This is a genomic window from Leifsonia sp. 2MCAF36 (genome assembly GCF_052115525.1).
Lineage (GTDB): Bacteria > Actinomycetota > Actinomycetes > Actinomycetales > Microbacteriaceae > Leifsonia.
Genome location: NZ_JBFRGV010000001.1, coordinates 143,510 through 162,996, shown reverse-complemented (window position 1 = coordinate 162,996; position 19,487 = coordinate 143,510). Strand labels below are relative to the sequence as shown.

20 protein-coding genes are annotated in these 19,487 nt (G+C 66.0%); 14 read left to right on the top strand and 6 right to left on the bottom strand.

The annotated features are described in order from the left end of the window. Positions 1–4 precede the first annotated feature (4 nt). The 5 genes from AB4079_RS00750 (at position 5) to AB4079_RS00730 (ending at position 5,817) form a co-directional block, all read left to right on the top strand. Positions 5–1,363 carry an extracellular solute-binding protein gene (locus tag AB4079_RS00750; RefSeq protein WP_441785364.1) on the top strand — a complete coding sequence of 453 codons (1,359 nt, stop codon included), beginning with the start codon at positions 5–7 and terminating at the stop codon, positions 1,361–1,363. 68 nt (positions 1,364–1,431) lie between these two features. Beyond that, a complete protein-coding gene (locus AB4079_RS00745; RefSeq protein WP_441785363.1) occupies positions 1,432–2,385 on the top strand; it encodes a carbohydrate ABC transporter permease in 954 nt (317 codons plus the stop codon). Beyond that, positions 2,378–3,319: a carbohydrate ABC transporter permease gene (locus tag AB4079_RS00740; protein WP_441785362.1), complete on the top strand. Its 942-nt coding sequence runs from the start codon at positions 2,378–2,380 to the stop codon at positions 3,317–3,319. The genes AB4079_RS00745 and AB4079_RS00740 overlap by 8 nt, the downstream gene beginning before the upstream one ends. Beyond that, positions 3,316–5,310, top strand: a complete 1,995-nt coding sequence (locus AB4079_RS00735) for a beta-galactosidase (RefSeq protein WP_441785361.1) — start codon at positions 3,316–3,318, stop codon at positions 5,308–5,310. Before AB4079_RS00740 ends, AB4079_RS00735 begins: the two co-directional genes overlap by 4 nt. A gap of 81 nt (positions 5,311–5,391) precedes the next feature. Further along, a complete protein-coding gene (locus tag AB4079_RS00730; protein ID WP_441785360.1) occupies positions 5,392–5,817 on the top strand; it encodes a hypothetical protein in 426 nt (141 codons plus the stop codon). A 115-nt stretch (positions 5,818–5,932) separates the two neighbouring features. Here AB4079_RS00730 and AB4079_RS00725 read toward each other — a convergent pair whose 3' ends face one another. Continuing rightward, positions 5,933–6,871: a 2-deoxy-5-keto-D-gluconate 6-phosphate aldolase domain-containing protein gene (locus AB4079_RS00725; protein ID WP_441785359.1), complete on the bottom strand. Its 939-nt coding sequence runs from the start codon at positions 6,869–6,871 to the stop codon at positions 5,933–5,935. A gap of 186 nt (positions 6,872–7,057) precedes the next feature. On the opposite strand from AB4079_RS00725, the gene AB4079_RS00720 reads away from it, so the two are divergent. Next, the gene (locus AB4079_RS00720; protein ID WP_441785358.1) at positions 7,058–7,465 is read left to right on the top strand and encodes a GNAT family N-acetyltransferase; all 408 of its coding nucleotides are present in this window, start codon (positions 7,058–7,060) and stop codon (positions 7,463–7,465) included. A 320-nt stretch (positions 7,466–7,785) separates the two neighbouring features. Continuing rightward, positions 7,786–8,175, top strand: coding sequence for a hypothetical protein (locus AB4079_RS00715; RefSeq protein ID WP_441785357.1), 390 nt, complete (start codon positions 7,786–7,788; stop codon positions 8,173–8,175). A 28-nt stretch (positions 8,176–8,203) separates the two neighbouring features. On the opposite strand, the gene AB4079_RS00710 is transcribed toward AB4079_RS00715, so the two are convergent. Both AB4079_RS00710 and AB4079_RS00705 read right to left on the bottom strand, forming a co-directional pair. Beyond that, positions 8,204–8,842 (bottom strand): TMEM175 family protein, encoded by a 639-nt coding sequence (locus AB4079_RS00710; protein ID WP_441785356.1) that lies wholly within the window; start codon positions 8,840–8,842, stop codon positions 8,204–8,206. 52 nt (positions 8,843–8,894) lie between these two features. Beyond that, positions 8,895–9,479 (bottom strand): methyltransferase family protein, encoded by a 585-nt coding sequence (locus AB4079_RS00705; protein WP_441785355.1) that lies wholly within the window; start codon positions 9,477–9,479, stop codon positions 8,895–8,897. A 101-nt stretch (positions 9,480–9,580) separates the two neighbouring features. On the opposite strand from AB4079_RS00705, the gene AB4079_RS00700 reads away from it, so the two are divergent. The 4 genes from AB4079_RS00700 (at position 9,581) to AB4079_RS00685 (ending at position 12,301) form a co-directional block, all read left to right on the top strand. Then, the gene (locus AB4079_RS00700; protein WP_441785354.1) at positions 9,581–10,399 is read left to right on the top strand and encodes a MerR family transcriptional regulator; all 819 of its coding nucleotides are present in this window, start codon (positions 9,581–9,583) and stop codon (positions 10,397–10,399) included. An 87-nt stretch (positions 10,400–10,486) separates the two neighbouring features. Continuing rightward, positions 10,487–11,431 carry a pentapeptide repeat-containing protein gene (locus AB4079_RS00695; RefSeq protein WP_441785353.1) on the top strand — a complete coding sequence of 315 codons (945 nt, stop codon included), beginning with the start codon at positions 10,487–10,489 and terminating at the stop codon, positions 11,429–11,431. Positions 11,432–11,453: 22 nt separating this feature from the next. Then, entirely contained in the window at positions 11,454–11,810 is a 357-nt protein-coding gene (locus AB4079_RS00690) for a DUF7674 family protein (RefSeq protein WP_441785352.1), read from the top strand. After that, on the top strand, positions 11,807–12,301 hold the full coding sequence (locus tag AB4079_RS00685) for a hypothetical protein (protein WP_441785351.1): 495 nt from the start codon (positions 11,807–11,809) through the stop codon (positions 12,299–12,301). The genes AB4079_RS00690 and AB4079_RS00685 overlap by 4 nt, the downstream gene beginning before the upstream one ends. Before the next feature lie 213 nt (positions 12,302–12,514). On the opposite strand, the gene AB4079_RS00680 is transcribed toward AB4079_RS00685, so the two are convergent. From AB4079_RS00680 to AB4079_RS00670, 3 genes are all read right to left on the bottom strand, one after another. Further along, positions 12,515–13,435, bottom strand: a complete 921-nt coding sequence (locus tag AB4079_RS00680; RefSeq protein ID WP_441785350.1) for a DUF3800 domain-containing protein — start codon at positions 13,433–13,435, stop codon at positions 12,515–12,517. Between the two features lie 179 nt (positions 13,436–13,614). Beyond that, the gene (locus AB4079_RS00675; protein ID WP_441785349.1) at positions 13,615–14,448 is read right to left on the bottom strand and encodes an HpcH/HpaI aldolase/citrate lyase family protein; all 834 of its coding nucleotides are present in this window, start codon (positions 14,446–14,448) and stop codon (positions 13,615–13,617) included. Beyond that, positions 14,445–15,833, bottom strand: a complete 1,389-nt coding sequence (locus AB4079_RS00670) for a cation:dicarboxylate symporter family transporter (RefSeq protein WP_441785348.1) — start codon at positions 15,831–15,833, stop codon at positions 14,445–14,447. The genes AB4079_RS00675 and AB4079_RS00670 overlap by 4 nt, the downstream gene beginning before the upstream one ends. A gap of 127 nt (positions 15,834–15,960) precedes the next feature. On the opposite strand from AB4079_RS00670, the gene AB4079_RS00665 reads away from it, so the two are divergent. The 3 genes from AB4079_RS00665 to AB4079_RS00655 all read left to right on the top strand — a co-directional run bounded on the left by AB4079_RS00665 (position 15,961) and on the right by AB4079_RS00655 (position 19,485). Further along, on the top strand, positions 15,961–17,577 hold the full coding sequence (locus tag AB4079_RS00665; RefSeq protein ID WP_441785347.1) for a sensor histidine kinase: 1,617 nt from the start codon (positions 15,961–15,963) through the stop codon (positions 17,575–17,577). Next, the gene (locus AB4079_RS00660) at positions 17,574–18,260 is read left to right on the top strand and encodes a response regulator (protein WP_441785346.1); all 687 of its coding nucleotides are present in this window, start codon (positions 17,574–17,576) and stop codon (positions 18,258–18,260) included. Before AB4079_RS00665 ends, AB4079_RS00660 begins: the two co-directional genes overlap by 4 nt. A gap of 127 nt (positions 18,261–18,387) precedes the next feature. Then, entirely contained in the window at positions 18,388–19,485 is a 1,098-nt protein-coding gene (locus tag AB4079_RS00655) for a fatty acid desaturase family protein (protein WP_441785345.1), read from the top strand. Positions 19,486–19,487: the final 2 nt, after the last annotated feature.

The window sequence follows — 19,487 nt, the reverse complement described above, 5'->3', positions numbered from 1 at the left end:
GCTCATGAGGAAGAAAGCACCGAGAACAGCAGTGGCGCTGGGCACCGGCCTCCTCGCCGTCGCCCTGGCGCTGGCGGGTTGCACGGGAGGCGGAGGAGGCTCGGCGAACAGCTCGAAGCCGGTCTCGCAGTCCGACATCGACAAGGCGATGAAGACCCCGACGACGCTCACCTTCTGGACCTGGGTCCCCGACATCAAGAACGAGGTCGCCCTCTTCGAGAAGAAGTATCCGGCGATCAAGGTCAACGTCGAGAACGTCGGACAGGGAGCACCGCACTACCAGAAGTTGCGCACCGCACTGAAGGCGGGCAAGGGCGCGCCGGACGTGGCCCAGATCGAGTTCCAGTACATCTCCTCGTTCACGGTCACGGACAGCCTGCTCAACCTCGCACCGTACGGCGCGAGCGACCTGAGTAATCAGTACGTGCCGTGGGTGTGGAACCAGGTGAAGCAGAAGGATGCCATCTACGCCGTCCCGCAGGACTCCGGCCCGATGGGCAACCTCTACCGCAACGACATCCTCGAGAAGGCCGGGGTCACCTCGCCGCCGACGACCTGGGACGAGTACGCCACCGACGCGGCTGCCGTGAAGGACAAGACCGGCGTGTTCATGTCCAACCTGGCGTCGAGTCAGGCCGGCCAGATGCTGGGCCTCCTCTGGCAGGCCGGTGTCAAGCCGTTCGGCTACGACGGCGCGAAGGGCGTCACGGTGGATGTCAACAGTGCCGAGGCGAAGAAAGTGGCCACGTACTGGCAGGGCCTGATCCAGAAGGGGTACATCTCGACGGATCCCGACTTCACCGACAGCTGGTATCAGGGTCTCGCCAACGGCAAGTACGCCGGGTGGCTGACCGCGGCCTGGGGTCCCGTGTTCCTACAGGGCACGGCGGCCAAGACGTCGGGCCTCTGGCGCGCGGCTGCGCTGCCGCAGACTCCGGGAGCCAAGCCGGCCTCCGGAAACTGGGGCGGATCCTCCGACGCCGTGCTGAAGACGACGAAGAACCCGATCGCTGCGTACGAACTGGCCAAGTTCATCAACAACGATCCGGAATCCACCCTGATGTTCGCGAACAAGCAGTTCCTCTTCCCGACGCTGAATGCGACGCTGAAGGACCCGGCGTTCGTCGACCAGCAGGCTCCGTTCTACGGTGGCCAGAAGGTGAATGAGCTCTTCGCCGGAATCTCCACCACGGTGGACACCAAGTTCGACTGGCTGCCCTACATGGACTACGCCTACTCGAGCTACACGGAGACGATGGGCAAGGCGCTCGCGGCGAAGGGCGACCTCTCGGCCGGGCTGGACGCGTGGCAGAAGGCGCTCGTCAACTACGGGACCCAGCAGGGCTTCTCCGTCAACAAGTAGGACCTGAGCCGGCGGCGGGGGCGACCCCGCCGCCGGCGCAGCGCACGGCTCGAACAAGGGAGTTCACCATGACCCAGTCCGTCGCACCCGCCCGGGTGCGGTCGCAGGAGCGCGCCGAGAGACCGCGGCCCAGGCGCAGCGCGAACCAGCGACGGCTGAACATCGCCGCCTATCTGTTCGTAGCCCCGTTCATGATCGTCTTCATCGTGATGCTGCTCCTGCCGCTGCTGTACTCCGGCTATCTGAGCCTGTTCACGACGCAGTTGATCGGCGGCCAGACGTTCGCCTGGTTCGCCAACTACCTTCGCGCGTTCACGGACCCCGACTTCCTTGCCGGTGTCGGGCGCATGGGGCTGTTCCTGGTCATCCAGGTTCCGATCATGCTGGTGCTGTCCTTGTTCTTCGCCCTCGCGCTGGACAGCGGGCGGGTGCGCGGATCGGTCGCCCTGCGGCTGCTGATCTTCCTGCCCTTCGCCGTGCCCGGCGTCGTCGCCACACTGATGTGGGGCTACCTGTACGGCAACGACTTCGGTCCGATCGCTCAGGCGTTCCGGGCGATCGGGCTCGGCGCCCCCGATCTGCTGAGCGCTCAGAACATGCTCGGCTCGATGATGAACATCGTCACCTGGGCCTTCGTCGGCTACAACATGATCATCATGTACGCGGCCCTCCGGTCGATTCCGACGGAGCTGTTCGAGGCGGCGGAGATCGACGGCGCCAGCCAGTGGCGGGTCGCCTGGAGCATCAAGATCCCGGGCATCCGGCCGGCCATCATCCTCACCGTGATCTTCTCGATCATCGGCACGTTCCAGCTCTTCAATGAGCCGAGCCTCCTGCACGCCATAGCCCCGAACGTGATCGACAACGGATACACACCCAACTACTACGCGTACAACCTCGCGTTCACCAACCAGGACGTCAACTATGCAGCAGCCATCGCCTTCCTCCTCGGCCTGGTGATCGCGGTCGTGTCGTACGTCGTACAGCTCTCCACCCAGCGGAAGGAACGCCGCAATGACTGAGACCGCGACCACCCGCAGTCCGGCTGCCATCCCCGGTACGGCGCCTCGTCGTGGCCGCGGACGCGGCCCGACGAGAAGCTACAACCGTGAGCACCAGCGCAGCACGCTGCTGACGGTGCTGCTCTGGATCTGCGCGCTGTACTTCCTGCTGCCGATCGTCTGGCTGTTCATCGCCTCGACGAAGAGCAATGCCGACTTGTTCAGCACGTTCGGGTTCGCCTTCGGCCGCTCGTTCGACCTGTTCACCAACATCGGCGCGGTCTTCACGGTGCAGAACGGCATCTACCTGCACTGGGCGATCAACACACTCATCTACGCTGTCGTGAGCGCCGTGGGCGCCTCGCTTCTGGCGACGATGGCGGGCTACGCCTTCGCCAAGTACCGCTTCCCCGGAGCGATCGTGATGTTCAGCGTCGTGCTCGGGGCGATCATGATCCCGCTCACCGCGCTGGCGTTGCCGACCTACCTGATGTTCAGCCAGCTCGGCATCACCAACACCCCGGCTGCCGTCATCGTGCCATCCCTGGTGAGCCCGTTCGGGGTGTTCCTGATGCGGGTGTACGCAGCGGACGCCATCCCGGACTCCATGATCGAGGCGGGCCGGGTCGACGGGGCCGGCGAGTTCCGGATCTTCTGGCAGGTGGGGCTGCGGCTGCTCGGGCCCGGGATCGTGACGGTCTTCCTATTCGCCCTGGTCGGCACCTGGAACAACTACTTCCTGCCGCTGATCATGCTGAACAGCTCCGAGCTCTACCCGCTCACCGTCGGCCTCGCGCAGCAGCAGGCGACGAGTGCGGCCGGCGGCGGCTCGCAGGCGCTGTTCTCCGTCGTCATCACGGGTTCGCTCGTGTCCATCATCCCCCTGGTCATCGCGTTCCTTTTCCTTCAGCGATACTGGACGACCGGGCTAGCGAGCGGGAGTGTCAAAGAGTGAGTGGATTCTGGTACGGCGGCGACTACAACCCCGAGCAGTGGCCGGCCGAGGTGTGGCGCGAGGATGTGCAGCTCATGAACCGTGCCGGGGTCAACCTGGCGTCCGTCGGCATCTTCTCCTGGGCGCGGATCGAACCGCGCGAGGGCGAATTCGACTTCGACTGGCTGGACGAGGTGCTCGACCTCCTGCACGCCGGCGGGGTGAGCGTCGACCTCGCCACCGCGACCGCGTCGCCGCCGCCGTGGCTGGCGCTGAAGCACCCGGAGATGTTGCCGGTGACCGCGGAGGGCGTGACACTCTGGTCGGGAAGCCGGCAGGCGTACTGCCCCAGTTCGCCGGTGTACCGGCGGTATGCGGCGCGACTCGTGACGGCGATCGTCGAACGCTACGCCGACCATCCGGCGCTCGTGCTGTGGCACGTCAACAACGAGTACGGGTGCCATGTCAGCCACTGCTACTGCGACGCGTCGGCGGCAGCGTTCCGGTCGTGGCTGGAGGAGAAGTACGGGACGATCGAGCGGCTCAATGAGGCCTGGGGCACCGCCTTCTGGTCGCAGCACTACGCCGGGTTCGACGAGATCCTCCCGCCCCGCTCCGCGCCCACGTTCAAGAATCCGACCCAGGTGCTCGACTTCGACCGCTTCAGCTCCGACGAGCTGCTCGCGTGCTTCCGGGCGGAGGCCGAGATCATCCGCTCACGGTCGAGCATCCCGATCACCACCAACTTCATGGGGTTCTTCAAGGCGGCGGACTACTGGGCGTGGGCGCAGGAGGTCGACATCGTGTCGGACGACTCGTACCCGGACCCGGCCGACCCGCTGTCACCGGCATACGCCGCGATGCAGCGCGACTTGATGCGTTCGCTCGGCGGTGGCAAGCCGTGGCTGCTGATGGAGCAGTCGCCCGGCGCGGTGAACTGGCGTGAACGCAACGCGGCCAAGCTCCCCGGGCAGATGCGCGCGTGGTCGTACCAGTGCGTCGCGCGCGGCGCGGACGGCATCCTCTTCTTCCAGTGGCGGCAGGCGGTCGCCGGGGCGGAGAAGTTCCACGCCGGAATGGTGCCGCACGGCGGAACGGACACCCGGATCTTCCGGGAGGTCGAGCAGCTCGGCGCCGAACTGCGGGCGCCGTCGGGAACGGATGCCCTTCTCGGGCAGCCGGTCACCGCTCAGGTGGGGATCGTCTTCGACTGGGACTCCTGGTGGGCGATCGAGCAGCCGGCGTCGCCGACGAAGGTCCAGTACGTCCACGAGGTATTCTCCTGGTACCTCGGAGCAGCTGCGGCCGGTGTGACGGTCGACTTCGTCCAGGCGACCGGCGACCTCACCCCGTACCGGACGGTGATCGTGCCGTCGCTGTTCGTCGCGAGCGACGAGCAGCTCGCCGCGCTGGACGCGTACGCCGCCGGGGGAGGCGCCCTCGTCGTCGGCCACCTCACGGGCATCCTCGACAAGGACCTCCACGCCAGGACCGGCGGGTACCTCGGTGCGCTGCGGGAGACGCTCGGTGTTCGGGTCGAGGAGTTCGCCCCTCCGGCGGCCCCGGATCTCGCCGCGGTCGGCGCGGGACGAGCGCCCGCGCTCCACGTTCGCGGCGACGTGGTCGGAGGCGACGGCACCGCCTCGGAGTGGGGGGAGTACGTCGTGGTCGACTCCGCGGAGGTGGAAGCCACGTTCGTCGGGGGCGCGCTGGACGGGCATCCCGCCGTCACGCGCCACGCACGTGGTTCTGGCGAAGCCTGGTACGTCGCGACGCGGCTGGATCAGGTGCCCCTGACGGCGTTCCTGGACCGTGTGCTCACCGCGGCGGGCGTCGACCGGCTGCCACAGGTGCCCGGCGTGGAATTCGTGCGCCGCGGCGACGTGCTGGTGGCGATCAACCACTCCGATGAGACGGTCGTCCTGGACCAGCAGGGCACCGACCTGCTCACAGGTGAGCCGACAGCGGGCCGTCTGGAGGCGCAGGGGGTGGCACTGATCGCCGAGGGTTGAGGCGTGGCGGACCTATCCGCTGGGCGCCCGGGGGAGCAGAATGACGGCGACGCAGTAGCCGTGCCGAGAAGAGGAGCGACCATGACCGCATCCACCGCCGCCGGGAGTGCTTCGGAAAGCCTTCGCCGGCGATCCCGGGAGGCGCTCAGTGCTCTGGCCGTCCAGTTCCTGCTCGGGATGGCCGCCAACCTGATCGGTGAACCGGAAGGAACCTTCGTGGTCGTCGTCGACACGATCATCCTCATCCTGCACATCCTGATCGCGATCGGCCTGGTCGTGGTGGCGGTGCGGCTGCTCCTCGCAGCCAGGAAGGCGGGCGTCGGCGAGCGTCTGGCGGTGTGGGGGCTGGTCGTGATCATCATCACCTTCCTCGCCGGCGTCGGCACCATGATCACGGGCAGCGACTGGGCGTCGTACGTGATGGCGACCGGCTTCCTGGCCGCAGCGGCGCTCTACGGCGCAACCTTCATCGCCTCCTACCGCCTCACGCAGGCACCGCAGGTGTAGCCGCCTAACGCCGAGCTCCCCCCGCCCCACCGTCGAGTCCACGAATTCTGCACGCCCGATCGGCGTGTCGCGTGCAGAATATGTGGACTCGACGGTGGGGCGGAAGTGTCGGAAATCACGTCGGGCGGTGGGCGGCAGCGCTGTAGACGTCCGCGTACTGACGGAAGGATTCGGCGACCCGGTGCCGGAGCCCGTCCGCGTCGATCCTTCCCGCCAGCTGGTCGATCAGGGGCTGTTCCCAGATGCTGCGCCCGATCGCAAAACCGGCGAAGCCATCCACCGGGGCTGCCGTCCTGAGCCAGTGGTCCAGCCGGTCTTCGGCCGCATCGCGCCCCAGGACGATGCAGCGCACGGAGTCCCGCTGCCCTTCGCGTGCTGTGGCTGACACGGATGCTGCCGCCTCAGCCGTCTCGTACCCTTCCAGCTTCCAGATGTCCGGCTCCACGCCCGCCTGGTGGAAGTCGCGAATGAGTTGCGCCGTCAGGGACGGGCGGACCGAGCGGTCATAGTTCTCGGCACCCGCCGCATCCTGCGAGCCGGTGGCCGGGACGAGCAACTCGACGATCAACCGTCGCCCGGCCTCGTGGAGGGCGCCGATGACCTGCGCCAGGTGCTCCTGCTGCAGCCGTCGGTCGTCGGCGCCGAATTCCGGGTTGTCACGAACCAGCACCTTCACGAAGTCGGGGTCGAACTCGTCGACGTGGTCGAGCCACTCCGAGCTCCCGAAGTCGCCGAACTCGAGCTCGAAGAAGGGGCGGCCCGAGCGCTCGATCGGCATGATCAGGGTGAAGCCGTGCTCGCGTGCCGCTCGTGCGACGGCCGCGCCGTACCGCTCGTCGACGAGGATGCCCGGCTCGCCCTCGGTCGGCAGCTGCTGCCGTGCGGCCTCCGCCCCCTCGAAGACGAGCATCTTGTCGGCGGCGATGGCGGCGGCCTGCTCGGCCGACGGTTCGTCGGTGATCTTGTAAACCTGCTTGGCCAGCGAGTCCCGATGGTCCATCGCCAGAATGTAGAGGGGGTGGGCTGCGTCCGCCCCCGTCGTGCTGCGTGCCATGCTCGCTCCTGATCCCTCGGACCCCCGACTGTAGTCCTCCTACCCCACCGTCGAGTCCACGAATTCTGCACGCCTGATCGGCGTGTCGCGTGCAGAATTCGTGGACTCGACGGCGGTGCCAAAGCGGTCGAGGGGAGGCAGAATGAGCGTGGCGACGTGCGCGAGCGACGCGGAAAGGATGCCCCGATGAACGACAACACGGACGGATTCGAATACCCCGACGAGGCCGGATACCCGGATGGAGCGGGCTTCTTGAGCGAGACCCAGCACGCCCTCATCGACGAGGTGCAGGCGCCGCAGCCGGAGACCACCGGAATCGACTTCTTCGTCGTGAACAACGAGGCGGAGGGCAGCTACCAGGCCGTCAGCGGCGACACCCTCATCGGAGGCATCACCTACGAGCGCAGCGGCGACGTCGTGACCCTCATCGCCACGTCGGTGTTCCCCGAATTCCGCCACCAGGGCGTCGCCTCGGAGCTGATCCGCCGCGTCCTCGACACCATCCGCGCGGAAGGCGCACGTGTCACCATCGGCTGCCCGGTCGTGCGCACGTTCCTGAGGAAGCACCCCGAGTACGCCGAGCTGGTCGCGTAGGGCAGCCGGGAGACGAGCGGCTGGTGGTGCTGCGTGACGACATCGGGGTGCCCCCTACCCCTGATGCGCCCGTCCCGTCGTACTACCAATACCCGGAGCCGAACGCTGAATTCTGGCTCCGTTACAACGGGGAGACCTGGGTCGGCGAGCCGGTCATATTGGCGTGGTACAGGCGCCCCATGTCATGGGCGCGCGGTAGGGCACCGGTATGGAGCATGCTCGCCATCCTCGCGCTGATCGCGATAGGCGTACTCGTCAATCTGCTCTGGCCATCATGAGCGCGATCTTCCGCGGCCTTCCTGGTTAGGCTGGCAGCCGAAATGTCATCGAAGTCCTGGGCTGACTATGTGGGGGAGAGGCTGGGTTCCCAGCTCTCGACAGCGACGACGTTGATCCGCGCGCAGGCCGTCCTCTGCGGAGTCGTAGCCGTCGGAGCGGTTGCCGGGTTGTTGGGGTGGCTCCCGCGGATGGACGTGGCGTTCGGCTGGGTCGCGCTGGCGGTGCTTCTCGCTTTGGCCTACTCGAGTCCGTTCGGCTACCTGCGACGTCGTCGAGCTCAGGAGGTAGTGCGGAGCAGGCTCGCCGCTGCAGGACTCGACTTCACCGGTTCTCCACCGGCAACCTCGGTCACCCGCTTCCACTGCTGGCTGGAGCAGAACCGCCTCGATCCCGCTGTTGTTCGAGAAATACTTTGTGACGCTGCACAATGAAGCGCGTCCGCGCCGACCCCCGCCACGTTCATTCGGGGTGGAGCTGGGACGGTTTGGTCACCTGTTCTCGGAGCCGGACTGCAAGGAAGGCTGCAACAACAATGATGTAAAGGACGAGCGACGCGAGGGGCGACGCGAAGGCGAGAGCGACGCTGATTCCGGCAGCGAGCAACGTTGCTATGGACATTCGAGCGTGGGCCCGCATCCAGGGAACGTCGGTTGCCGAGCCCAACAGTTCGCGATGGCGAATCAGATAGTTGTCGAGAACCAACCAGGGGACGCTGATGAGGATCGTGACGATCGCGAAGACGCAGATCGCAGCGATCTGGTCTGTCCGATCCCCTTCCTTCAGCGCTGCTGATATGAGGGCGGTGGGCCAGGGCATGAGGGATGCGCCGAGCAGCAGCCCCAGATTCAACACCTGCACGATCGGATCGGCCCGGCGGATTCGGGAGACTGCCTCGTTGTGATTCAACCAGACGACTCCGACGGTGAGGAAGGCTGCGAAGAACGCTAAGTACGTCGGCCAGTTCTGGAACAACTCCTGCGGCGATTGCGCGCCGTCTGGTAGGAGTTCGAGCACGAGCAGGGTCAAAACGATGGCGAGGACGGCGTCGCTGAAGGCCTCGAGCCGCCCCATCCCCGGTCTGCGTGCGAGCTTCACCACGTGCCACATTCTGTCACGAGCGTTGCCGATGACAGTCGCGCCAACCTGCGGGCTACCAGATGAAGGGGAGGAGCCTCGCGCGACCCCTCGCGTAGTCCAGATACGCCGAGCCCCGAGCTTCGATGAGTGCCTGTTCCTCGCCTCGCAGCCGATAGACGACGGCGGCGAGGACCAGCACCACCGACGTGATCACGCCAGCCCAGTTGCCGAGCATCAGGCCGAAACCTAGGCATGCCAGGAGGAGGCCGGTGTAGCTGGGGTGCCGAACGCATCGGTACGGTCCCCGATCCACGATGGGCTGATCGGCGGAGGTCTTCACGACCGTGGTGAACAGCCGCCCGAGGGTCGCGAACGACCACCACCTCAGCAACATCCCGAGCCACCCGATTACCGCGCCGATCACGAAAACCGGAAGCCCCCCGATGTCCGCCGAAGGGACGAGGCGGAGACAGAGGGGCAACGCCACGATGCCGGCGAAGAAGACCAAACGGAACACAAGCTCCGCGCGGATGCTCGAAACCGCGCCGCGGCGGCGACCCCTCAGGACCTGCTGAACCTCGCCAAGAGCAAACGCGACCACGCTGACGTCGAAAATGACGCCAGGCGCGGTCGAGGCCAGAACGAACGGTACAGCCACACACAGAGTGTCGCATTGATCGCGGTTCCTTGACCTCGCCCTTGGGGCCAGCAGCAGGCTGGGTGAGAAGGTTGGATGAAAGCCATCCATGAGAGGGAATCATGAGTGAATGGTTGAGTGCTGGGGCATTCGCGCGGCAATCGCGGTTGTCGGCGAAGGCACTTCGGCTGTATGCCGCCAATGGCATCCTCGTGCCTGAAAGAGTCGACGCTGGCACCGGCTACCGCTATTACAGCCTCGATCAGCTGCAGGATGCGCGCCTCGTGCGCTTGCTGCGCCGATCGGGTGTGCCTCTGACGGTGGTAGCTGAGATCCTCCACGCGCCGCGTGAGCAACGGTCGGCACTTGTCGAGCGCTATGCGGAGCAGTCGGAGGCAGAGCTGCGACGCCGGCTGCAGCTGCTCGCTCACCTTTCCCGCACCTTCTCCGGAGGAAAGGACAGCTATCCCATGAACAACATCACCACCAGAAACGTGCCCGACCAGACCGTGCTCACCGAGCAGGCCTACGTGAGCGCCACTGAGCTCTCAGACTGGATTGCCCGCACTGGGCTCAGGCAGCTCGAGCTCGCGGCAACTGTTGGCGGCCAGACGGGCCCGTCGATGGTCATCTATCACGGCGACGTGAGCGAAGACAGCGATGGACCGGTCGAATCGTGCATTCCCGTGGATCCCGACAAAGTGAATGCGAGTCGATTGCCGACCCGGGTCGAACCCGCGCACACCGAGGCGTTCATCACGGTCTCGCGTGCGCAGGTGCGGTATCCCGACTTGCTGGCGGCATACGACGCGCTGAATGCCTGGATCGAGAAGAGCGACGCAAAGGTGAGCGGGCCGGCGCGCGAACTGTACTTCGCCGACCCATCGACCGGACCGGAAGATGAGCCAGTTGCGGACGTCGCCATACCGATCGCAAGCTGAGCAGACTGTCTTGCACGTCCCGACGGGCCCGCCTCACGCCTGCGTACAGCTACGAACATCAACCGCTAGCCCGTAAGGTTGTGCACCATGACAGGGGTGGAGCTACGTGAGCGGTGGGACACCCTCGAGGGGCGCGCTCTGGCTCGGGAGGTGTCGGCCTGGTTGCACGGGCGATCCCGCCGCCCGAAGAAGCTGGCGTCGATACAAGGGCGCGCCGATCTGCGCGGGCTGCTGCTTCGGCATGTGGAACTCGCTTCGCCTACGTCGGAGCGGGGGACCGTTCGCGGCGTGCGCTGGGCGAAACTTGATTTTCGTGGCGCACGCCTTGATTACATGCGCCTGTTCTCGCTGACAATCGACGATTGTGTCTTTGATGGTGCCTCGCTTTCGGAGCTGCGCGTGTGGGAGTTCCCGATTGTGGACAGCAGCTTTGCCGGCGCGAACCTGAGGTACGCGTCATTGGGGACCGGCCCGAAGTATGCGCGCAATCAGTGGTCAGGGGTGAGCTTCCGGCTGGCCGATTTGCGAGGCGCTGGGTTTGACGCCGCAGATCTGACAGATATTGACTTCAGCCACGCGAAGCTCAAAGACTGCCTGTTCCGGCACTGCCGGCTGGACGGGCTCACCTTTGCTGGGGACGTGCGGGATGTCCTTTTCGAGAACACTCCCTTCTCAGACGGTTCAATCGGCTATCCGATGCGCAATATCGACTTCAGCCAGGCCGCATTCCGAGACGTCACCTTTCGGGGGTCGCACTTCGACAATGTCGCCTTTCCAAGCGGGCAGAAGCGGCTCGAGATCCCCTGTTTTCCTGTAGCGGCTCGCTACGTACTTGATCACCTGCCGAGCGACCATTCTGAAGGTCCGATCTTGAAGGCCGTGCTGGAAAACCGACTCAGCAACAAGCTCATCGCCGATGACTCCACGGGAGTGTTCTGGTGGGATGACATGGTTCGGTGGAGAAACGAAGCCTTTGCCCAACTGTTCCGCGACAGCTTCGAAGCAGCCAACAGCGCCCGCAAGCCGAACTGACCGAGAACTGATGAACAACCAAATGAGCGAGTGGATGCTCGGGGTCGCCACTGCGGTGCCTTCTCTTCTTCCCCTCGTGAATGAGAATCTGGCTGATTTCAACGGCGACCTTCAGGCGCACCTGCTCTTCGGTGAGTTCACTGAGTGGGCCGAGCATGAATACGAGCGCGATCCCCAATCGCCGACGTTGCGGACATTTTTGGACACGTTGGAGCTTGGGTTATCGCTTGATGACCCATACATCGATAACGTCATTTCTGTGTCATTCATCGAAAATCTCGGCTGGGAGAGCCCGATGTTCACGCTTTTGGGGCCGAGAACGCTCGGAGTCGCAAAGGGGATGTTCCCCCCGGCGATTCAGAAGCTAGGCGAAGCATGACGTTTCGCCGCTCTTCCTTGAGCTCCTGGCGTGGTGAGGCAGTGAGAGTTTTCGCGTGGACCCCCGTTCTGCTGTATGGGGTGGCGGTGGGCTTCGGCGCAGCAGGTCTACTCATCGGTGTGCCGCCGGCGGCAGGGAACATTGGCATTCTGATCGTTGCCGGGGTCCTTTTCGCGGTGTCCTTGGCCGTCTCATATTTTGCGGTGAGGGAGGAAACGGGGCCGTCTTCCAGCGCGTTTATCGGCCAACTATTCGCAGTGGGCTTCTGGCAAGGGTCGTGGGTCTTCCGATTGAGCTTTCTCCTCGTTGGGGCGATCGCTGTTCTGACTTTCGCCGCTGGAGCCGCGGTTCTCCCTCGCGGGACCACGGTTGAAAAGGTCGGAGACACTTACTTCAGAGTCGACTCCGGTCGGCACGTCGCGCTGACAGCGGCCGAAGCGCAGTATCTTTACGACGCCCAAAGCACCTTGGTCCCGATAGGGGGTGGATGACCCTGAGCGTGTTCTCCGCCGGTTTGCTCCGCGGCGTGACGGTTCTTCGACGCGAGAGGGTGGGCGGCGTTCTTGTGAGGTTGCCGGGGCCTGTGAGCCCGTAGCTCTACGGGAGTGTTCTGGTGGGATGACATGCTCCGGTGGAAGAACGAAGCCTTCGCCCAACTGTTTTACGAGAGTTGACCGCTGTGTGCCTCTACCCGGCCGTGGCAATTACATGCGCGGACGTCTTGGTATATGCGCTCGTTCGGCCGCCGCTTTGATGGCCCGAAGCTTCGCGGGGTCCACTGCTGCGCCGAGCAGTTGACCTTGCGCGGCCGGATAAAGAGGCCGTTCACACTTGAATATCTCGGAGTGATTGAAGTCATCAACGCTTCGCGTCCAGAGGTGCAGCTTGGACTCGTGCGTGAAGGCGCCGCGAACCGCATCGAGCGCCTTACTCGCCGCTACCCACTCGTAGGGAGAGTCCCTGATGATTTGATACTCGATCGCGCGCGTGACGCAGGCCGCGACCCAATCTGCGAATTGGATGTTGGCGCTAAGAACGCTGTCGACGTGCATGGGCGGCTCGATGATCTTCATCATCTCGGGATGGTCCGCTGCGCGACCGAGGATGTGTGAGTACATTCTCGGCAGGCGTTCCGATCGTTGTCGCTCGTTGATCTGATCGATCATCACCATCAGATTCATCTTGTTGCTCTGAGCATGTCGGGCCAACCGATTGAGGGTCTCCTGCATGGCTGCAGTTTCACGTGCAGCGGTATCGAGATTTGTTTGCTTTGGCGTTCCCAGCGGCTTCTCGTCGGCGTAATAGAACAATGAACCACCGAGCGAGCGCACTTTGCGCACGAGCGCGCTGTACACCCGGATCTGCTGCGGAAATGTGTCCAACGTGGTCAGGCGAAAGATGCTCGCGCCCTTGCGTTCCCAGCGGCCGGGGTGTTCTGCCGCGGCGATCTCGGTCTTGAACAGTCGCTGCTTCTCAGCGTTGAAGATCGCACCGAAGTAGCGGGCGTGTTCGGCCTTGATCACAAAGCCGGCGTACCCGAAAGCAGGGCTGGTGTTGTAACGCTCATGGGTCCTAGACACGAAGGCGCCGGTCTCGCCGATCTCGTCGATGTAGGCAAGAAGCACGCATCCGATTATGAACGAATTCGGCAGACAACGCAGAAACCCACGCACTTGGCGTGGGCTTCTCGAATTGGCGCGCAGGAGACTATTTCACTCCCCGCTTCCGCGAACAACATAGTATGCGCAGCTGAACGAACGCAACATTGGTCCAGCGGCCCAACACCAGCGCGGTGCCCGCCGTGCTACCCGTCCCCGAACTCATCCGCGAGCGCCAGCAGCGCCCTGGCCCGCGCGAGCGTGGGGAGGTAGCTCCCGTCGATCGCGCCGCCGTCGCCGGCGCGGCCGACGGTGTCGCGCGCCCACGCCAACTCGGCAGGCGACGGGCTCAGGGCCTCGTTGACGCGCTCCGCGTGCGCCGCCCGGAGTACGAGCTTCCCCGTCATCCCGAGGAGCCGGGAGGTCCTGGCCGCGGCCAGGAGGACGTCGGCCGAGTCGGTGAGGGTCGGGCCGTCGATCGGGCCTGGTAGCCCGGCCGCCGCACTGGCGACGACCAGGCGGGAGCGGGGGTACGCCAGCGCGACGGGGTCGTCCGCCATCCCGGTGTCGCGGCGGAAGTCGCCGGATCCGAAGGCTAGCCGGAAGGTCGCCGGCTCCCGTGCGATGTCAGAGGCCGCCTCGAGGCCCAGCGCGCTTTCGATCAGCGCGACGATCCTCACGCCCGCGGGCAGCTTCTCGGCCGTCCGGGAGACCTGCTCCGCGGACTCCACCTTCGCCAGCATGATGCCGCGGAGGCCGGGGGACGAACCGATCGCCGTGAGGTCGTCCTCCCAGTGCCCGGAGGTGACATCATTCACGCGAACCCACGTGGGGCGGTCTTCGAGGAAGGACAGCGCCGCGCGCCGCGCCGCCGGCTTCCCGGCGGCCGGCACCGCGTCCTCGAGGTCGAGGACGACGGCATCGGCGGTGGAGTCATCCGCATCGTCCAGCCGGAGAGCCGAGACGAGCTGCCAGGAGCGTGCATGGCGCGCATCCACCTCCTGTTCGGTGGTGTGTCCGGCCGGCGCGACGTCGATCATCGGACGAGCCCCTTCTCCGACGTCTCGGCCTGTGCGGGAGCGTCGTCGCCGACGATCGCCGCGGCCTCCTTGGGCCGCTGTGCCGGGATGTGATCCGTCTCGGTGCCCATGACCGACTCGTCGAACGGGCGGGCTCCGGAGAGCGCGAGCCGGACCTGCTCGGAGTCGATCTGGCGCGTCCAGCGGCCGATGATCAGGGTCGCGACCGCGTTTCCGGTGAAGTTCGTGACGGCACGTGCCTCCGACATGAAGCGGTCGATTCCGACGATGACGCCGACGCCGTTCACGAGGTCCGGGCGGTACGTCTGCAGGCCGCCGGCGAGGGTCGCGAGGCCGGCGCCGGTCACGCCCGCCGCGCCCTTGGAGGCGATGATCATGAAGGCCAGGAGACCGACCTGCTCTCCGAGCGCCAGCGGCGTGCCCATGGCGTTCGCGATGAAGAGGGACGCCATGGTCAGGTAGATCGCCGTGCCGTCGAGGTTGAACGAGTAGCCGGTCGGCACCGTGATGCCCACCACCGAGCGGGACACGCCGAGGTGCTCCATCTTGGCGATGAGCCTCGGCAGGGCGGCTTCGGAGGAGGAGGTGCCGATGATGAGCAGGTACTCACGGCCCAGGTACTTCATCAGGGAGAAGATGCTGACCCCGGTCACGACCTTCAGCAGCAGTCCGAGCACCACGACGATGAAGATCGCGCAGGTGATGTAGAAGCCGACCATGAGGGTGGCCAGGCTCAGCAGGGCTCCGGCGCCTGTGCTTCCGACAACGGCGGCGATCGCTCCGAACGCACCGAGCGGCGCGAGCCACAGGATCATCGACAGGATGCGGAAGACGACGGCCTGCAGCTTCTTGATCCCCTCGACCACGGAGGCGCCGCGCTCGCCGAGACCCTGCAAGGCGAAACCGACCAGCAGCGCGACGAGGAGGACCTGCAGGATGCTGCCCGACGTGAGGGACGAGAACAGGGTGGTGGGGATGATGCCGAGGATGAAGTCGCTCGTCGAGGCCGCCTCTCCGGTGGCCGCATAGTGCGCGCCGGCGATGTTGAGGCCGGTCCCCGGGTGCAGCAGGTTGCCGACCACGAGGCCGATGCCGAGCGCGAACGTCGACATCACCAGGAAGTACCCGATCGCCAGTCCGCCGATCTTGCCGACGGTCGCCGCCTTCGCGATCGAGCCGACGCCGATCACGATCGTGCAGAAGATCACCGGCGCGATCATCATCTTGATCAGCGCGACGAATGCCTTGCCGATCGGGTCGAGCGACTGGGCGAATCCGGGGGCGACGATGCCCACCACGGCGCCTGCGATGACCGCGACGATCACGGCGATGTAGAGGTAGTGGTTGCGGTCGATGCGCCGTCCGGCGCGTGGCGTCTTTACCATGAGGGGTCCAATCCGATCGGAACATCGTTGTGCCTGATCCACCTGGGGTGGTGCAGCCAGCCTGATCAATCGGATGCGGCGGAGCTACTTGTGGTCATATTGGTTACCGGAGAGCGAGGTGAAGGCGATGGCGCAGGCGAATCGGCGATGGAGCATCGCCAGCCGGATCTTCGCGCTGCAGCTCGTCGCCGTCCTCGTGCTGGCGGGATGCCTCACCCTGTTCCTCTGGCTCAGCGACCGTCAGGCGGCGAACGACAACGCGGCACGGGTGAGTCTGGCTGTCGCATCCACCCTCGCCAACGATCCGTTCGTGGTCGCCGGGGTCCAGAGCGCTGACCCGCCGGCCCAGCTTGAGCCGTTCGCCGTGCAGCAGATGCATGCGACGGGAGTCGACTTCATCACGATCATGAGCCCGGCGGGCACGCGGTTCACCCACCCGAATCCTGCCGAGATCGGCAAGAAGTACATCGGCACGATCGACCGGGCGCAGAAGGGGCAGTCGCTCACCGAGACCTACACCGGCACGCTCGGGCCATCCGTTCGCGCTGTCGTCCCCGTGATGAAGAACGGCGCAGTGATCGGCATCGTGGCCGCCGGTGTGACCGAGACGAGCGTCGCGTCCTCGATCGCGCCGCGCATCCCCTTCGTGCTGGGCGCCGCGTTGCTGCTGGTCGTGCTCGGCAGTCTCGCCGCGTTCCTCGCTCGCCGGTCGCTCGCTCGCGTGACCGGGGCGATGCGGCCGTCGGAACTGTCGAGGATGGTCAGCTACTACCAGTCCGTGCTGCACTCGGTTCGCGAGGGCCTCGTCCTCGCCGACGAGCAGGGGCGGATCGTGCTCTACAACGACGAGGCCGCTGAACTGCTCGACCTGCCTCCCGCCTCGAGCGAGCAGGCGCCGATGCCCGTCGCCGAACTCGACCTGCCCCCGACCATCGCCGAGCTGATCCGGGAGGGAGGGCGCGCCGTCGAGGAGACGCACGTCGCCGGACACCGTCTGCTGGTGGTCAACCAGGAGCCCGCGACCCCGGCCGGTGGACTCAGCAGGCAGGCGGTCGGGACGCTGATGACCCTCCGGGATCGCACCGAGGTGCAACGGCTGGCCGGCGAGCTGGAGTCGGTGCGGACACTCAGCGACGCGCTGCGGTCGCAGACCCACGAATACGCCAACCGGCTGCACACGGTCGTGTCGCTGCTCGAACTCGGGCGGCAGGACGAGGCGGTCGAGCTCATCGCCCAACAGGTCGAGCTGAGCCAGTCCCTCGCGGACGATGTCCTCGCAGCGGCCAACGAGCCGGCCGTCGCGGCCCTCCTGCTCGGGAAGGTCGCGCAGGCCGCCGAGCGAGGGGTGGACCTGAGCGTGGACATCGACGACGGGCTGCCGGCGTCCGCTCTCCCGGCCGTCGACCTCGTCTCGGTGGTCGGCAATCTCGTCGACAACGCGATCGATGCGGCCGCCGCCGGCCGGACTCCCGCGTGGGTGCGCGTGTCGCTCGGCCGCGACGAGGCGCCGGGGATGCTCATGCTCACGGTCGCCGACAGCGGTCGCGGGGTCGATCCCGGGTTCGAGGACGCCGTCTTCTCCCGGGGGTTCTCGACCAAGGCCACCGATCTTGCCGGGCGCGGGTTCGGACTCGCTCTCGTCCGCGAGCTCCTCGAATCGCACGGCGGGACCATCGAACTGCGCCAGCTCGGCGGCACCGCGTTCGTCGCCCGCTGGCCGGTCGCACCGGAGGGCGCGCCGTGATCCGCACACTGGTGGTGGAGGACGACCCGCTCGCCGCCGAGGCGCACGCCAGCTATCTGAACAGGATCGACGGGTTCGAGGTGGCCGGAGTAGTTGGCACGGCCGCCGGGGCACTGGCCGCGCTCAAGGCCTCGCTGGTGGAGCATCCCATCGACCTGATCCTGCTCGACATGAACCTGCCCGACGGACACGGGATCGACGTCGCGCGGCGACTGCGCGGGGCCGGTCTGGCCGTCGACATCGTGGCGATCACCGCGGTGCGCGACATCGACGTGGTGCACACCGCCATTTCGGTCGGAATCGTCCAGTACCTGATCAAACCGTTCACGTTCGCGACCTTCGCCGACCGGTTGCGCACCTACCAGGAGTACCGCCGCCGGCTCGACTCCGCCTCGTCGACGGCAACCCAGACGGATGTCGACGGCATGCTGGCCTCGCTGCGCGCTCCCGCCGGAGCACCTCTCCCCAAGGGTCTCTCCGCTCCGACGCTCCAGGCCGTCCGAGATCAACTCCGAGGAGACGATCGTGCCCTGTCTGCCACCGAGCTGGCGGAGAAGCTGACTCTCTCGCGGGTCACCGCCCGGCGATACCTCGAGTACCTCGCCGACGAAGGGCAGCTTTCCCGCTCACCCCGCTACGGAACACCCGGAAGGCCGGAGCTCGAGTACCGCTGGCTCCGTTGATGCAGGGAAATCCGTGCTGTCAACCGGTTTGCTCGGCCACGGTCTATGCGTTTTTATGGAGGAGCGCTCACCCGACGCAACGCACCTGCCGGCTGCCAAGTCGCCGACATAGAAACGGATAGAAGTGATGGTCGAACCCTCCTCGACTCTGGGGCCGGTCCGGCAGACCGGTAAACGCATCGCGAGCCCGCCGGGGACCACCAACAGTTACTCGAATCTCCTCAGCACTGTGCGGGATGAGGGTCTGCTCCGCCGCACGCCGGGCTTCTACCTGGGGCTGTTCGCGGTGCTGGTGGTCGCCCTCGCAGGGGCTATCGCGGGGCTCGTGCTGCTCGGCGACACCTGGCTGCAGCTCCTCATCGCGGCGGCGCTCGGGCTCATCTTCACGCAGTTCGCCTTCCTGGCGCACGAGGCGTCGCATCGGCAGGTGTTCACGTCCGGACGCACCAACGATCGGGCGGGACGTGTGCTCGCCGCCGGGGTGGTCGGCATCAGCTACGCCTGGTGGATGACGAAGCATTCGCGCCACCACGCCAATCCGAACACCGTCGGCAAGGACCCGGACATCGAGGTCGACACGGTCTCGTTCCTCGAAGAGGACGCCGGCCGGCGCCGCGGATTCCTGCGCGCGCTGACACGTCGGCAGGGCTACCTGTTCTTCCCCCTGCTCACGCTGGAGGGGCTGAACCTTCACGCGCTCTCGTTCCGCACCGTGTTCGGCCCGGGGAAGGTCGACGGCCGGATGACCGAGCTCGTCCTGCTGTTCGTCCGTTTCGCCGCCTACTTCGGCGTCATCTTCTGGGCGCTCCCGGTCGGGCTCGCTTTCGCCTTCATCGGGGTCCAGCTCGCCGTCTTCGGTGTGTACATGGGCGCGTCGTTCGCTCCCAACCACAAGGGCATGCCGATCATCGAGCGCGGAGTGAAGGTCGACTTCCTCAGCAAGCAGGTGCTCACCTCCCGGAACATCCGGGGCTTCGGGATGTCGACCTTCATGGGTGGGTTGAACTACCAGATCGAGCACCACCTGTTCCCCAACATGCCGCGCCCGCACCTGCGCCAGGCCGCGGCCATCGTCCGGGAGCATTGCGCGACGGAGAACATCCCATACACGGAGACGACGCTGCTCCAGTCGTACGCCATCGTCGTGGAGTACCTGAACCGCGTCGGCCTCGCAGCGCGCGACCCGTTCGACTGCCCGGTGGCGGGGGAGTACCGCCGCCGCTGACT

What these genes read in the sequence shown, in the direction of transcription:
- AB4079_RS00730 (WP_441785360.1), top strand. Translation starts at nt 5,392, where the DNA reads ATGACCGCATCCACCGCCGCCGGGAGTGCTTCGGAAAGCCTTCGCCGG.
- AB4079_RS00690 (WP_441785352.1), top strand. Translation starts at nt 11,454, where the DNA reads ATGAGCGAGTGGATGCTCGGGGTCGCCACTGCGGTGCCTTCTCTTCTT.
- AB4079_RS00695 (WP_441785353.1), top strand. Translation starts at nt 10,487, where the DNA reads ATGACAGGGGTGGAGCTACGTGAGCGGTGGGACACCCTCGAGGGGCGC.
- AB4079_RS00670 (WP_441785348.1), bottom strand. Translation starts at nt 15,833, where the DNA reads ATGGTAAAGACGCCACGCGCCGGACGGCGCATCGACCGCAACCACTAC.
- AB4079_RS00715 (WP_441785357.1), top strand. Translation starts at nt 7,786, where the DNA reads ATGTCATCGAAGTCCTGGGCTGACTATGTGGGGGAGAGGCTGGGTTCC.
- AB4079_RS00665 (WP_441785347.1), top strand. Translation starts at nt 15,961, where the DNA reads ATGGCGCAGGCGAATCGGCGATGGAGCATCGCCAGCCGGATCTTCGCG.
- AB4079_RS00740 (WP_441785362.1), top strand. Translation starts at nt 2,378, where the DNA reads ATGACTGAGACCGCGACCACCCGCAGTCCGGCTGCCATCCCCGGTACG.
- AB4079_RS00720 (WP_441785358.1), top strand. Translation starts at nt 7,058, where the DNA reads ATGAACGACAACACGGACGGATTCGAATACCCCGACGAGGCCGGATAC.
- AB4079_RS00700 (WP_441785354.1), top strand. Translation starts at nt 9,581, where the DNA reads ATGAGTGAATGGTTGAGTGCTGGGGCATTCGCGCGGCAATCGCGGTTG.
- AB4079_RS00685 (WP_441785351.1), top strand. Translation starts at nt 11,807, where the DNA reads ATGACGTTTCGCCGCTCTTCCTTGAGCTCCTGGCGTGGTGAGGCAGTG.
- AB4079_RS00675 (WP_441785349.1), bottom strand. Translation starts at nt 14,448, where the DNA reads ATGATCGACGTCGCGCCGGCCGGACACACCACCGAACAGGAGGTGGAT.
- AB4079_RS00745 (WP_441785363.1), top strand. Translation starts at nt 1,432, where the DNA reads ATGACCCAGTCCGTCGCACCCGCCCGGGTGCGGTCGCAGGAGCGCGCC.
- AB4079_RS00655 (WP_441785345.1), top strand. Translation starts at nt 18,388, where the DNA reads ATGGTCGAACCCTCCTCGACTCTGGGGCCGGTCCGGCAGACCGGTAAA.
- AB4079_RS00725 (WP_441785359.1), bottom strand. Translation starts at nt 6,871, where the DNA reads ATGGCACGCAGCACGACGGGGGCGGACGCAGCCCACCCCCTCTACATT.
- AB4079_RS00750 (WP_441785364.1), top strand. Translation starts at nt 5, where the DNA reads ATGAGGAAGAAAGCACCGAGAACAGCAGTGGCGCTGGGCACCGGCCTC.